Here is a 13870-nt window from a genome sequence, read left to right as displayed (position 1 = left end):
CTGCGTCAGCCCAGCAGGGCTTTCATCAGACTCGAAATGCGGGCCGCCAGCTCATTGAAGCAGGGACGGCGCACCGAGTAGTGACGATAGAGCAGGGAGATGGTGCGCCCTGGCACGGGGTTGATCACCGGGCGATAGCTGACGCCCCCCTCCTCCGGGTTGGCGGGCACGGCGAGCCTGGGCACCAGCGTCATGCCGCTGCCAGCAGCGACCATGTTGCGCAGGGTCTCCAGGCTGGTGCCCTTGAAGCGCTGATCCTCACCGATGCCCGCGGCAAAACAGAAACCCATCGCCTGATCCCGCAGGCAGTGACCGTCGGCCAGCATCAGCAATTTCTTTCCCTTGAGATTGTGCAGGGGCACCGCCTTGGCGCTCGCCTCCGGGTGATGCTGGGGCACGGCCAGCCACATGGGCTCCTGATAGAGGGGGATGGCGCCAAACCCCTCCATCCCTTCCAGCTCCGCCAGCACAAGGCAATCCAGCTCCCCCTCCTCCAGCCGCTTGAGCAGCACCTGGGTCTGATCTTCGTAGAGGTAGAACTCCAGCTTGGGGAAGTGTTCACGCAGATCCTGGATGATGTGGGGCAGCAGGTAGGGGCCCACGGTGGGAATGAAACCGATGTGGATCTCGCCGGACATGGGCTCGGCGAAGTGCTGGCCTATGTTCTTGAGCTCTCGCGCCTCTTTGAGCACCTTGCGCGCCTGACGGGCCATGGCATCGCCGGCGGGCGTGAACAGCACCTTGCGGGAAGTGCGCTCGATGAGGATCACCCCCAGTTCATCTTCCAGCTTGCGCAGCTGCCCACTCAGGGTCGGCTGGCTGACAAAGCAGCGCTCCGCTGCCTTGCGAAAGTGTTTCTCCTCTTCCAGCGCTACCAGATATTCGAGATCGCGAAGGTTCATAGGTACTGCATCCTGCCGTTCAATGAGGCCGATAGCATGCACAAGAACGGTGCGGGGGACAAGGGAGGCGCGCAGACGGGCCTGCCCTCTCCCTCTCCTTTGACAAGCCGCAGGCGATGGGCGAGAGACTCACCCCATCAGGGAGGCGATGTGATCCGCGAATGCCGATGGCTCTCCCAGATAGGAGGAGACAGGCAGCGCAACGACGCGCTCCCCTTGTATCAATCCCAGGGTCGGGAACCCCTGCCCGCCGAGCCGACGCAGCCACGCCTGGCTTGTGGCCAGATGGCCCACAAGATCGACCCGACCAAAGGCCAGGGCGAATGCCTCCGGTGTCAGCCCCTGCTCCAGCGCGAGCGCCGCCAACCGTGTCGGGGAACCGACCCATTCCCCATCCCGGTAGTGGGTCTCCTGAATGCGGTGCAACAAGGCAAGGCCGTCGCCGCCAAGCTCGCTCACCGCCAGAACGGCGCGAATGGGCGGCTCGGAGTCAAGGAGCAGCGACTCGTTGAGCAGGAGCTCGTTGAAGTAGCGCTCACCAAAGCGCTGTCCGGTGAGGGCGTGGATGCGCTCGTCATGGGGGCGCACATAGTCCCGCAGGGGCTGGCCCATGGCCTGGCGCCTGGCGCCCATCCAGAGGCCCCCCCCATGCAGTTCGATGCGAAGACCCGGGATCTCGGCAGCGGCTTTCAGCAGGGGGGCGGCGCCATAGCACCAGCCACAGAGGGGGTCATAGACATAATGGAGGGTTGTTTGCGCTTCGTTCATCATCATTCTCGCTTCAATGCTGGATAAAAAACCGGGCCCTCGGGCCCGGTAAAAAAACACAGGGAAGTAGGCGTCAGGGAGTTACCACTTCATCTCGCCGGTATTGACCTTGGCACCGATGGCCAGGCCATCGTCGACCGGCAGGGAGGGGTAAGCCTTCTTCAGCGCTTCAATCAGCTGGCCGGAGTGCTTGGCTTTGGCCAGCTCCTGCTCAAAGCGCTGCACGTAGTCACGGGTGAAGGTCACGGCTTCGGTACCCTTGGGCGCAGTCCCCAGGAAGTGACCCGGCACCACACGCTCGGGTTTCAGGGCCAGCAGGTTGTTCAGCGCTTTGACCCAGTTGCTGCGAGCAGCCTTGGACTGGCTGTCCGCCATCCAGACGTGCACGCCGCTGTAGACCGGCACACCGCCAAAGGCCGTCTTGATGGAAGGGGCCCAGAGGTAGGCATTCGGGGTGTTCATCTCTTTGATTTCAATCTTCTCGCCATCCAGGGTCAGGTGGCTGGCCGTCATCACTTGCGGCACGGTCAGGCTCTTGGGTGCATCCTTGCCCAGGATCGGACCCCAGTAGCTCAGCTTGGCATCCTTGGTCTGCTTGATATGGTCGACCACATGCTGGTCGGCCAACACCTTGACATCCGGGAACGCAGCCATGACGGGTTCCAGACCGAAGTAGAAGTCGGGGTCACCGGCACTGATATAGACAGTGGTCAGCTTCTTGCCGCTCTTCTTGATCATGTCCACCAGCGCCTGGCCATGTTGCACGTCGAACTGGGCATCGATCAGGATGGCCTCTTTGTCACCGGTTACCAGTGAGGAGGAGACGGGGAAGATCGCCTTCTCGCCGGGGTTGTAGACGGTCACGGTCAGGGGGGCCGCCAGGGCGGATCCCGTCATCAGGAGGCTGGTCAGGGTCAGGGTACGCAGTGTGTTGTTCATCAGATAACGCTCATCGGTGTGGATTAATGGAATGAGCGCAGTTTATTGCATCACCATCGATACAAATACCGCATAATAAGCGCATCACTGTTGCACAAATCGAGCATATAGGGGCACAAGATGGATAGGCTGACCGCATTGCGGGTCTTCGTCTGCGTCGTGGAACAGGGCAGCCTGAGCGGCGCCGGGGAGAAACTGGAGATGTCCCGCGCTATGGTGTCGCGCTACCTGGCCGAGCTGGAACGCTGGATGGGGGCCAGATTGCTGCACCGCACCACCCGCCGGCTGAGCCTGACCGGGCCGGGAGAAGAGGCGCTGAACCGGGCCAGAGCCATGCTGGCCCTGGGGGAAGAGATGGAACACCTGGCCATCCGCCATGACGAGGCCCCCAAGGGGCAACTGCGCATCACCAGCAGCTACTCTCTCTCCGAAGCCCTGCTGGTCGGGGCGGCGAACGACTACCTGGCCCGTTACCCCGGCACGGCGATCGACATCCTGCTGCTGGACCGGACGGTCAATCTGGTGGAGGAGCGAATCGATCTCGCCCTGCGCATCACCAACGACCTCGATCCCAACCTGGTGGCCCGCAGGCTCGGCACCTGCCACTCGGTGGTGTGCGCCAGCCCCGCCTACCTGGCCCGCCATGCTCCGCCACAGCAGGTGCAGGATCTGGCACTGCACAACTGCCTCACCTACACCTATTTCGGCAAGAGCCTGTGGGAGTTTCTGGGGCCCGATGGTCCCGAATCCGTCCCGGTGAGCGGCAACCTCAGCGCCAACATATCCAACCTGCTGCTGGCCGCCACCCTGGACGGGGCGGGGATCAGCCTGCAACCCGCCTACTCTGTTCACCCCCATCTGGCAAGCGGCGCCCTGGTCCCCCTGCTCACCCCGTGGCAGCCCAAGCGCCTCGGCGTCTATGCCGTTTATGGCACCCGCAAACAGATGTCCCCCCTGCTGCGCAGCTTCCTCGACTTTCTCGTGGAGCGGATGGCGGACGATCCCCTGTGGCAGGAAGCCCCTCCCTCTCTCTGATCCCTGCGAGCCGCACAAAAGAGGGGCCTCGCGGCCCCTCTTTGCTCCATCCTGTGCCGGTCAGGCTTCGAAACCGAATGCCTTGACCGGGGTCTCTCCCTCCTCGGCCTCCTGATCCTCCAGATAGATGTCGTGATAGGCGGCATAAATGGAGTAGTTGATGGCAGGCAGCACCACCAGCAGGCCCACCAGCATCAGGAGTGCGCCAAAGAAGATCAGCACGGCCCCGAGCAGCCCCCACCAGAGGAAGGGCCACATGTTGCGCAGACATCCCTTGAAGCTGAGCCTGGCTGCCTGCCAGACCCCGACCTGATGGAAGAGGATAAGGGCGGGGGCGAAGGTGATGGCCATCAGCACGGGAACGAACAGTGCCAATCCCACCAGGGCGCAGACGAGGAAGCCCTGTGCCTGCTCCTGGGTCAGCGCCAGGGAGCCCGGATCCGCGGACAACAGGCCGGTGAGTCCCCACTGGTGCAGCAGGAACACGCAGATCATCAGGATCCCCATGATGAGGCCGAGCACCATCAGGCCCCCCAGCATCAAGGGGGTCAACCGATGGCGGAAACCGGCAAAGAAGTCGCCAAACTGCAGCGCCTCCCCATGGTGCCCCCGCCGCGCCACCGCCACCCAGCCAGCCCCCCACACCATGTAGAGCAACTGGGAGATCAAGCCCCCCGCCGGCAGCTGATCCAGCACGATGCCTACCACAAACCAGAGCACTATCATGGCCACGCTGGCACCCATCCCCTTGTTGAAGATGTCGAATCCGGTGCGGATCCAGATCCAGCCCTGTCCTATGCCATGGCGTTTGGGTTCGTGGCGCAGGGCCCTGTCACTGTTCATCATTGACCTCGTCGAAAAATAGGGGCGAAGCGGCGTCTCCCCAGGGCACGCTCACCGTGACCATGATGGGGCCGGTGCGTACTACCTGGCCAGGCCGCCGGGTCGGGGAGAGCCTCACCTTGTAGTCGGTGGCCTGGGTCGCCGCCGAGTAGGGTACCGCGATGGCGGTATCGAATGGAATAGGGGTCAGGGCCCCTGTCCGGCCATGCCCACCGCGACCCGGCCTGGCTGGTGGTGATGAAGCGGTTGTCGCTCGCGAGCGCCCCCAAGATGCGGTAGCGCAGCGGCCCCCTGCTCAGGCTGGCAAGGTCGAAGGGAAGGCTGGCACCCGCAACCAGAGCATTCACCTCGCTGCAATGGCGTGTCCGTTGCGTCCTTCTGGGCCGCAGCCGATGAGTTTATCGGCCACGGTTGACGGACAGCACCGCCAGAATGTGGCATCATCTCCCCCCTCTTGCTTTCCCCCTGATCCGATGGAGCCATCATGCGCCGCCTCTTCTTTCTTCTCCTGCTGCTCGGCAGCCCTGCGCTTCACGCCGAACCGGGGTTTATCAGCCGCCTGCTCAACCACCCGGTGCCGGGGGGCGTGGCCGTGGTACCACTGGGAAGCGGGGCCAAGGCGCCCGCAGTGCGCTATCAGGACAAGCCTGTGCTGGTGGTACAGGAAGACGGGAAGACGTGGATCGCCATCGTCGGCATCCCGCTCAAGAGCGCGCCCGGCCCCCATCAGGTGACCACCAGCGATGGCCGCACCTTGAGTTTCAAGGTCGGCACCAAGCACTACCGTGAGCAGCACATCAAGCTCAAGAACAGCCGCCAGGTCAATCCGCTGGCCGAAGACATGACCCGCATCAACCGGGAGCTTGCCGAACAGACCCGCGCCTACCAGACCTTCAGCCCGGCTCAGCCGAGCAACCTGCTGTTTGACAAGCCGGTCCAGGGCCCGCTCTCCAGCCCCTTCGGGCTGCGCCGCTTCTTCAACGGCGAGGAGCGCAACCCCCACTCCGGCCTCGACTTCGCGGTCGGAGCCGGCACTCCCATCAAGGCACCAGCCGCTGGCAAGGTCATCCTCATCGGCAACTACTTCTTCAACGGCAATACGGTGTTCGTCGACCACGGCCAGGGCCTCATCAGCATGTTCTGTCACATGTCGAAGGTGGACGTGAAGCTGGGCCAGAGCCTGCCCCGCGGCGGCATCGTCGGCCGGGTCGGCGCCACCGGCCGCGCCACCGGTCCCCACATGCACTGGAACGTCAGCCTCAACGACGCCCGCGTCGACCCCGCCATCTTTATCGGCGCCTTCAAGCCCTGAGGCCGGCGACCTGCCGCCCACAGGCAGGGGCACTCAAAATGAAAAAGGCAGCCAAGGCTGCCTTTTTCATGGACGCATGACCACATCTCAGGCAGCGCTGTGCTGGCGCCCCTCCCTGTTCATCGCCCGCCACATCACCAGGACCAGCAGAGTGCTGCAAGTGGGCAGCGCCAGCCAGACACCGGCCACTCCCCACAGGGAGGAGAAGCCCCACAGGAAACCGCCGATCAGCACCAGCTTGCCGCCGGTGAGCAGGGAAGCGATGCGGGCCCGGTTGATGGCCTGGAAATAGGTGGCCCCCACCAGCAGCAAGCCTTCCATGGGCAGTCCCCAGAAGTAGAGCCAGATACCGAGGCTGGCCACCGGCAACAGGGCAGCATTGTCCCCCGCAAACAGATAAACCACTGCCTCCGGCCACAGATACAGCGGGATCATCCCGCACAGTGCCACCGCCATGGTCACTCCCAATGCCAGGTTACGCACCCGCAGCACCCGTGCCCAGTTGCCCGCCCCGGCATTGAAGCTGGCGATGGGTTGGATGCCCATGGCGATCCCCTCGAAGATGAGATAGAAGAAGGCCTCGCTGTAGCTGATGACCCCATAGGCGGCCACGTGCAGCGAAGTGCCCACCGAGAGCAGCGCCTTGTTGTGCAGCGCCAGCACCACCGAGAGGTAGAGGTACATCAGAAAACTCGACACCCCGAGTCGCAATGTCTCCCCCATCAGCCGCCAGTCGGGCACCAGGGTATCCCAGCGAATGCGCAACTGGCTGCGGGGGGTGAAGAAGTGCCACAGGCACAGGCCCCCGGTGACCGCCTGGGAGAGCATGGTCGCGATGGCGGCCCCCGCCAGCCCCCAGGGGATCACCGCCATCAGCAGGTAGTCGAGCAGCACGTTGAGCACGCCGCCCCCCACCAGGATCCAGGTGGTGAGGCCGGGTCGCCCGTCGTTGCGCAGCAGGGCGGTAAAGGCCATGGAGAGCACCGCGAACACCCCGAGCCAGGCGTACCACTGCAGATAGGCGAAGCCTGCGTCGAAGATGACCCCCTGCGCCCCCATCCAGACAAGCATGGCCTTGCCGTAACGAATGCCAATGAAGGCGAGCAGCGCGGAAGCGATGAGCACCATCACCAGGGCATTGCCGACGATGTGGCGCGCCCTGGCCTGCTCCCCCTTGCCCAGATAGAAGGAGGCCAGCGACGAAGATCCCATGCCGATCAGGGCACCCACCGCGTAGAGCACTGCGCAGATGGGGTACGCCAGCATCATGCCGGCCAGCCCGTCCTGGCCCAGGATATGGCCGACGAAGATGCCGTCTATGGTGACATAGATGCCGGTGACCAGCATGGCGGCCACCGTGGGGGTGACGTAACGCAAGAAGAGGCGGGAAAGGGGGGCCGTGCCCAGATCGACGGAGGACATAAATTGCTCAATGAAGGGGAACGGCCAGAATAATAGCCAAACAAGACCCGGATCACCCGTTATTTGTGCCGTGGATCATTCATCTTGAGGGCTTTACCCGCCCCGGCCCCTGCTTTAGGCTAGGGCGACTTCTCCTGAACGGAAACGTGCGCCATGTTGCAACGCCTGCTCTGTCTGATGCTCTGTCTCAGCCTGTTCCCCTTCTCCGCTGTCCAGGCCGATGATGCCATCACTCAGGTAGAGGAGCTGCTGCAAAGCGTCCCCAAGACGGATACCCCGGAAAACCAGCAACTGCGGGAGAGCTACCAGCAGGCGCTGCAATATGCTCGGGATGCCCAGCGCTACCGGGAACAGGGCAAGGCCTACCAACAGATCCTCATCGACTACCCCAAGGAGTCCGCCCGTCTCAAGGAGGGGCTGCACAACTATCAGCCCCAGTCCCGCCCGTCCCTCTCCTCCCTCAAGGAGGATGCCCTGCGCCAGGCCATCAGCCTGAGCAGCAACCGCCAGCTCAACCTGCGCAAGGAGCGTCAGGCGGTGACCGACAGCCTCAACCAGCTGGAGAGCACGGGCCAGGAGTATCACCTGCGGGTCGACGAGTTGCGCAAGCAGTTGCTCCAGACCCGCTCCCTGCTCGATCGCCTGAGCTTCAGCAACGAGTCGGACAGGTTGCAGGAGGCCCAGCAACTGGCCACCCGACTCAAAGAGCAGAGCCTCTCCGACCGGATCCAGATGCTGGAGCTGGAGCAGCTCTCCGCCCAGCAGCGCAACGATCTGGGCAAGCTCAAGCTGCAGGAGCTCAACCTCGCCATCACCGACGAGGATGAGTGGCAGACCAGTCTGCTTGCCCAGCAGAACCAGCTGCGCCGGGACAAGACCGAGCAGGCCCTGGCCGAGAGTGAACGCCTGCGCCGCCAGCTCACCTCTGACCTCCCCCTCTTGCAGGAGCAACAGCAGCAAAACCAGGCCCTCTCCCTCCAACTGGGGGCCCTCGAGGACCAGATTGAACGGGTGCAGGACGAGCAGCGGGGGGTGGACACCTCCCTCTCCGGGCTCAACGAGCTGGTCAATTCGGTGCGCGAACAGCTGGAGTGGTTGCAGATAAGCAACGCCTACGGCGAGAACCTGCGCAGCAAGCTGGCCGATCTGCCCGCCTACTTCCCGCTGGAGCGGCTGGAGTCCGCCATCGTCAAGGCGCGTATGGCCAAATACCAGTACGAGACCGAGCAGGATGCCCTGAAGGATCCGGTCCAGCTGCGCAACAGCCTGCTCAGTGGAGACGGCATCACCCTGGACAGGGCCCAGCGCGCCGTGCTGGACAACCTGCTCAAGGCGAGGCGGCAACTGCTGACCCGGCTCAACGATGCCTCCGACACCCTCATTCAGGAGCAGACCCGCCTCAAGCTGCTCTACAGCCGTCAGAACAGCAAGATCGACGAGATCCGCGAACTCAGCGCCAGCCATCTGTTCTGGATGCCGGACGTGCGCCCCCTGAGCCCGGCGGTGCTGCTCGGCGTCCCGGCCGCCCTCGGCCTTGCCTTCAACCCGGCCAACTGGCTGCAACTGCCCAGGGCCATCGCCGAGAACAACCCCCTGAGCCTGACCCTGGCTGGCCTCGGGCTGCTGGGGCTGGCCTGGTGCTGGCTGAAACTGGCCCGCCACCTCATTCAATACAGCCAGTACATTGCCCCGCGCATCGGCAAGGTAACCCAGGACAAGTTCAGCCTCACCAGCCGGTTGCTGGTGCGCTCCGTGCTCGCCGCCCTGCCGCTGCCCGCCATGGTGCTCATGGTGCACGGCCTGCTGGACGGCGCCTGGCAATATCCCTTCGCGGTGGCGGTGGCCCGGGGCCTGGGTGAAATCTGGTTCCTGCTGCTGGCCCTGCTGGTGGCGCGCCACCTCACTCTGGAGAAGGGGATCCTCATCCTCCACTTCCGCTGGCAGAAGGAGCGGGTGCAGCGAGTATGGGGACAATTTCGTACCTTGCTGCTGGTGCTGATCCCGAGCTTCTTCGTGCAGGGCATGGCGAGCAGCTATCAGGAGCACGCCTTCTACGACTCCCTGGGACGCCTCGCCTTCATCATCGGGGCCCTCTGGCTGCTGCTCTTCTTTGCCCGCCTCAACCGGGAAAAACTGCCCCTCACCTGGGGTCAGGCAGACATGACCAAGCCCCATCTGCTGCACCACTTCATCTGGAACAGCCTGATGCTGGCCCCGCTGCTGGCGGTGCTGGGCGCCCTGTTCGGCTACTTCTACACCTCCCGCACCCTGCTGCGCCAGCTGGAGCTGAGCCTGCTGGCGGGGCTCGGCTGCCTGCTCGTCTACTATCTGGCCCACCGCTGGATGCTGATCCAGCGCCGCCGACTCGCCTTCGATCGCGCCAAGCAGAAGCGGGCCGAGATCCTGGCGCAGCGGGAGCGGGAAGAGGACGATCTCAGCTCCGAGATCCCCGATGTGGTGGAGGAGCCCGAGCTGGATCTGGATACCATCAGCGCTCAGTCCCTCGGCCTGGTGCGCACCCTGCTGATGCTGGGCTTCACCATGCTGGTGGTGGTGCAATGGTCGGATCTCAACTCGGCATTCAGCTTCCTCAGCAGCATCGAGGTGTGGCAGGTGAGCAGCAAGGTGGCCGGCATCGAGCAGCTCTCCGCCATCACCCTGCAGGATCTGATGCTAACCGTCTTCGCCTTCATCCTGACGGTGGTCACCGCCCGCAACCTGCCAGGGTTGATGGAGCTCACCCTGCTCCAGCACCTGAGCCTCTCCCCAGGCACCGGCTTCGCCCTCACCACGGTGAGCAAGTACCTGGTACTGCTGATTGGCGCCCTCACCGGCTTCTCCATGCTCGGCATCGACTGGTCCAAAACCCAGTGGCTGGTGGCAGCACTCTCCGTGGGGCTGGGCTTCGGGTTGCAGGAGATCTTCGCCAACTTCGTCTCCGGCCTCATCATCCTGTTCGAAAAACCAATCCGCCTGGGTGACACCGTCACCATCCGGGATCTCACCGGCACCGTCACCAAGATCAAGACCCGCGCCACCACCATAGTGGACTGGGACAGGAAGGAGATCATCGTCCCCAACAAGGCCTTCATCACCGAGCAGTTCATCAACTGGTCCCTGTCCGATGCCATCACCCGGGTCCGCTTGCGCATTCGCATTGGCCTGACCCAGAATCCCAAGCAGGTACAGCAACTGCTGGAGCAGAGCGTGCGCGAGTCCACCCTGGTGCTGGATACGCCCGCCCCGGAGGTGTTCCTCATCGAGTTCACCGACTCGGCCCTCATCTACGAGATCCGGCTCTACGTCAACAACATGGATCACCGGATGCCCATTACACACGAGGTACATTCCCTGATCCTGGAGAAACTCGGCCAGGTCGGCATGCATCTGCCACATCAGCAGATCGACATCCGGATGAGCCGGGGATGAAGCCGCCAAAGACGACAACAGGAGCCATCATGCAGATCATTGCCCATCGCGGTGCCAGCGGCCTGGCCCCGGAGAATACCCTCAAGGCGATGAGCCTGGCGCTGGATCTGGGTGCCAAAGCCATCGAACTGGACGTGCAGTGGGCCGACGGAGAGCTCTGGGTCTTCCACGACCGGCGGCTGGAGCGCTGCACCAACGGCCAGGGTGTGCTGACCGGGCAATCCCGGGAGTACCTGGCGAGCCTGGATGCGGGGGACGGGGAGCGGATCCCGACCCTGTGGCAGGTGATGGCACTGGTGGCGGGGCGCTGCGAACTGCACATCGAGCTCAAGGGCGCCCACACCGCCGAGCCGGTGGCCGCCCTGACCAGGCGGGCCGAGGCCGAGCTTGGCTTTACCCAGGCGCACTGGATCGTTTCCTCCTTTCATCATCCCGAGCTGTTACGCTTCAAGGGACTGCGACCGGAAATCAGGATCGGCGCCCTCACGGCCAGCCTGCCTCTCGACGGCGCCGCCTTCGCCGAGACGCTGGGGGCCTGGTCACTGAACTGCGACGTGGATTTCGTCGACGAGACCCTGGTGGCGGATGCCCATCGCCGGGGGCTCAAGATCCTGGTCTATACAGTCGACGAAGTGAGTGATGGGAGCGCCCTCGCCAGCATGGGTGTCGATGGCATCTTCACCAACCGACCAGATCGATTCAGCTGAGTATCGGCGCGGCCTGGCAGGCCACAAGGAGGTGAAAAGAATTGAAAAAATGCGGTGCACCGGGATACATAAAGTCCATAGCCAGCCGATACAGAGTTGGCTCATAACAATAACAAACACCATGGATCTCTGACTGACGCTCACAAGGATGTAAACATGAACCTATCCATCAAGAACAAGCTGGTCCTCTCCATCGGGGCCATCATTCTGGTCATCACCGGCCTGCAGGTCTGGTACAACACCTCCCAGTTGCGCAGTGAAACCCAGCGGCTGATCTGGAGCTTCATCGACGACAGCTCGGTCGCCAACGTCAAGGGGATCTCCCGCTGGCTCGACGCCCGCATCAATCTCGTCACCGCCACCAAGGAAGCCTTCGCCAAGGAAGACGAGCCCCTCAGCCACCTGGCCCAGTCCATGAATGCGGGCAACTTCGATCTCGTCTACGTGGGCACCAAGGATGGCCGGATGATCCAGAGCAAGCCGACCGATCTGCCGGCTGGCTATGATCCGCGCCAGCGCCCCTGGTACAAGGACGCCATGGCCGCCGGCAAGCTCGCCATCACTGCCCCCTATGCCGACATCACCACCGGCCAGCTCATCATCACCATCGCCGAGCCCTTCAGTCGCGGCAACACCGACGGCGTCATCGCCGGTGACGTCTCCATCGACGGCCTGGTGAAAGACGTGCTCGCCATGAACTCGGAAGGCACCTATGCCATTCTGGTGGACAGCAACGGCACCATCATCGCCCACCCGGACAAGGATCTGACCCTCAAACCCGCCACCGCCATCTCCCCGGAACTGACGGCAGCCAAGGTCAACGAGCTGGCCCATGACAACACCATCTCCGAGATGGATATCAGCGGCAAGGCGAGCGTATTCGACCTCACCGAGATCCCCAACACCAACTGGTATTTCGGCATCGTGGTGGACGAAGCGGTCGCCTACCAGTCCGTCTCCCGCATGGTCACCTCCGCCCTCATTCAGGGATTGCTGACCATCCTCATCGTGGCGGGCTTCTCCTATGTCGCCATCAACGGCTCCCTGGCGCCGCTGAAAACCCTGGGCGAGGCAATTGCCGATCTCTCCCGCGGCAACGGCGATCTCACCCGTCGCATCAAGATCGAGCGTGAAGACGAGGTCGGTACCGTCGCCAAGCACGTCAACACCTTCATCGAGCGCATCCACGTCATGGTGCAGGACATCTCCAACTCCTCCACCCAGCTCAACCAGCAGGCCAGGTCTTCCCACGACATGGCGGAGAAATCCAACCAGGGGCTAGCCCGCCAGCAAAACGAGATCTCCCAGATTGCGACCGCAGTGCACGAGATGTCCGCCACCGCCGTCGAAGTGGCCAGCAATGCCGAGCAGACCGCGGAAGCGGCCCGCAGCTCCTCCAGCAGTTGCGAGCACGGCAAGCAGGTGATTGCCCGCAACCAGCGCTCCATCACGGATCTCGCCACCCAGGTCAAGCAGGCCTCCGGCATCATTCAGGAACTGGAGAAGAACGCCCAGGAGATCAACACCATCCTCTCCACCATCCAGGGCATCGCCGAGCAGACCAACCTGCTGGCGCTCAACGCCGCCATCGAGGCCGCCCGGGCTGGCGAGCAGGGACGCGGCTTTGCCGTGGTGGCCGACGAGGTGCGGGTGCTTTCCCAGCGCACCCACAGCTCCACCGTCGAGATCCGCAGCATGATCGAGACCCTGCAGCGCAACACCCAGGGCGCCGTCAGTACCATGCACGAGGGTCAGTTGCTGGCCCAGAACAGCGTGGAAGATGCCAACGATGCGACCCAGGCGCTGGAGCAGATCACCACCTCCATCAACCAGATCTCCGACATGGCGACCCAGATCTCCAGCGCCGCCGAGGAACAGCGTGCCGTCACCGACGAAGTGAGCCGCAACATCCAGGCGGTCAAGGATGTCTCGGACGAGCTGGCAGTGGATGCAGACAGCTCCCGCAATCTGTCGGCCCAGCTTAAAAATATTTCAGGTGAATTGAATAATCAGGTCGGCATGTTCCGCATCTGATCGACCATGGGAAGAAAGGGGCCGTTCAGGCCCCTTTTTTTATAAACCCTTTTTGTTTCAACGGTTATAATCCCCTTTCGAGACCCTCAACCCTGTGATCGACATCTCCTTTTGCCCATGTGTGGGAGACGGGCCCAGTCTGTCATGGCTATATTCGCATTACTTTTTTGATGCCTAACCTCGATATGTCATCGTGATAATAGTTATCATTAAACTGTTTTGATAAAAAACTTAAAAACTTTATGGGTAATACCCAAAAAGAGAGGCATTTCTCATTTTTTTGAAAGAAAACTACGTATAATCTTGGAGTTAAAATCACCAGAGTAGCGAGTACGGCTGATCCAGATCACTGATGGATGGCGATAATGACGGCATTTTCATCCAAGGAATGGGGTGGTTGTAATAAAAATCACCGTTGCCAAGCACTAAAACAAAGCAGTTTGACTTGCATCAAGCCTGAATTTTTTTCATAGAGCAAA

At 62.6% G+C, this 13870-nt stretch carries 10 protein-coding genes; 5 read left to right on the top strand and 5 right to left on the bottom strand.

What is annotated here, in order from left to right; genetic code table 11:
- Positions 1–5 precede the first annotated feature (5 nt).
- The 3 genes from oxyR to BGO64_RS08090 form a co-directional block, all read right to left on the bottom strand.
- On the bottom strand, positions 6–902 hold the full coding sequence (oxyR, locus tag BGO64_RS08100) for a DNA-binding transcriptional regulator OxyR (protein WP_286700436.1): 897 nt from the start codon (positions 900–902) through the stop codon (positions 6–8).
- Positions 903–1031: 129 nt separating this feature from the next.
- The gene (locus tag BGO64_RS08095; protein ID WP_286700435.1) at positions 1032–1676 is read right to left on the bottom strand and encodes a DsbA family protein; all 645 of its coding nucleotides are present in this window, start codon (positions 1674–1676) and stop codon (positions 1032–1034) included.
- 75 nt (positions 1677–1751) lie between these two features.
- Positions 1752–2609, bottom strand: coding sequence for a Vmh family MBL fold metallo-hydrolase (locus BGO64_RS08090; protein WP_124244328.1), 858 nt, complete (start codon positions 2607–2609; stop codon positions 1752–1754).
- 120 nt (positions 2610–2729) lie between these two features.
- On the opposite strand from BGO64_RS08090, the gene BGO64_RS08085 reads away from it, so the two are divergent.
- Positions 2730–3644: a LysR family transcriptional regulator gene (locus BGO64_RS08085; protein WP_041215629.1), complete on the top strand. Its 915-nt coding sequence runs from the start codon at positions 2730–2732 to the stop codon at positions 3642–3644.
- Between the two features lie 60 nt (positions 3645–3704).
- On the opposite strand, the gene BGO64_RS08080 is transcribed toward BGO64_RS08085, so the two are convergent.
- On the bottom strand, positions 3705–4487 hold the full coding sequence (locus tag BGO64_RS08080) for a BPSS1780 family membrane protein (RefSeq protein ID WP_183148807.1): 783 nt from the start codon (positions 4485–4487) through the stop codon (positions 3705–3707).
- Between the two features lie 484 nt (positions 4488–4971).
- On the opposite strand from BGO64_RS08080, the gene BGO64_RS08075 reads away from it, so the two are divergent.
- Positions 4972–5799: a M23 family metallopeptidase gene (locus tag BGO64_RS08075; RefSeq protein WP_010673811.1), complete on the top strand. Its 828-nt coding sequence runs from the start codon at positions 4972–4974 to the stop codon at positions 5797–5799.
- 87 nt (positions 5800–5886) lie between these two features.
- On the opposite strand, the gene BGO64_RS08070 is transcribed toward BGO64_RS08075, so the two are convergent.
- On the bottom strand, positions 5887–7221 hold the full coding sequence (locus tag BGO64_RS08070) for an MATE family efflux transporter (RefSeq protein ID WP_104452468.1): 1335 nt from the start codon (positions 7219–7221) through the stop codon (positions 5887–5889).
- A gap of 153 nt (positions 7222–7374) precedes the next feature.
- Here BGO64_RS08070 and mscM point away from each other — a divergent pair, with 153 nt between their 5' ends.
- From mscM to BGO64_RS08055, 3 genes are all read left to right on the top strand, one after another.
- Complete coding sequence (mscM, locus tag BGO64_RS08065; RefSeq protein ID WP_043156368.1) at positions 7375–10650, top strand: miniconductance mechanosensitive channel MscM; 3276 nt, start codon at positions 7375–7377, stop codon at positions 10648–10650.
- A 29-nt stretch (positions 10651–10679) separates the two neighbouring features.
- A complete protein-coding gene (locus BGO64_RS08060; protein WP_043156366.1) occupies positions 10680–11357 on the top strand; it encodes a glycerophosphodiester phosphodiesterase in 678 nt (225 codons plus the stop codon).
- Positions 11358–11513: 156 nt separating this feature from the next.
- Positions 11514–13391, top strand: a complete 1878-nt coding sequence (locus BGO64_RS08055) for a methyl-accepting chemotaxis protein (RefSeq protein WP_010673807.1) — start codon at positions 11514–11516, stop codon at positions 13389–13391.
- The last annotated feature ends 479 nt before the right edge of the window (positions 13392–13870 follow it).

The sequence above is a fragment of the Aeromonas sp. 62-46 genome (assembly GCF_001898585.1).
Classification (GTDB): Bacteria; Pseudomonadota; Gammaproteobacteria; order Enterobacterales; family Aeromonadaceae; genus Aeromonas; species Aeromonas caviae.
This window is presented reverse-complemented; position numbering and strand designations above follow the sequence as displayed.

Coding starts and splice junctions, on each gene's coding strand:
- oxyR (WP_286700436.1), bottom strand. CDS start 902: ATGAACCTTCGCGATCTCGAATATCTGGTAGCGCTGGAAGAGGAGAAA.
- BGO64_RS08095 (WP_286700435.1), bottom strand. CDS start 1,676: ATGATGATGAACGAAGCGCAAACAACCCTCCATTATGTCTATGACCCC.
- BGO64_RS08090 (WP_124244328.1), bottom strand. CDS start 2,609: ATGAACAACACACTGCGTACCCTGACCCTGACCAGCCTCCTGATGACG.
- BGO64_RS08085 (WP_041215629.1), top strand. CDS start 2,730: ATGGATAGGCTGACCGCATTGCGGGTCTTCGTCTGCGTCGTGGAACAG.
- BGO64_RS08080 (WP_183148807.1), bottom strand. CDS start 4,487: ATGAACAGTGACAGGGCCCTGCGCCACGAACCCAAACGCCATGGCATA.
- BGO64_RS08075 (WP_010673811.1), top strand. CDS start 4,972: ATGCGCCGCCTCTTCTTTCTTCTCCTGCTGCTCGGCAGCCCTGCGCTT.
- BGO64_RS08070 (WP_104452468.1), bottom strand. CDS start 7,221: ATGTCCTCCGTCGATCTGGGCACGGCCCCCCTTTCCCGCCTCTTCTTG.
- mscM (WP_043156368.1), top strand. CDS start 7,375: ATGTTGCAACGCCTGCTCTGTCTGATGCTCTGTCTCAGCCTGTTCCCC.
- BGO64_RS08060 (WP_043156366.1), top strand. CDS start 10,680: ATGCAGATCATTGCCCATCGCGGTGCCAGCGGCCTGGCCCCGGAGAAT.
- BGO64_RS08055 (WP_010673807.1), top strand. CDS start 11,514: ATGAACCTATCCATCAAGAACAAGCTGGTCCTCTCCATCGGGGCCATC.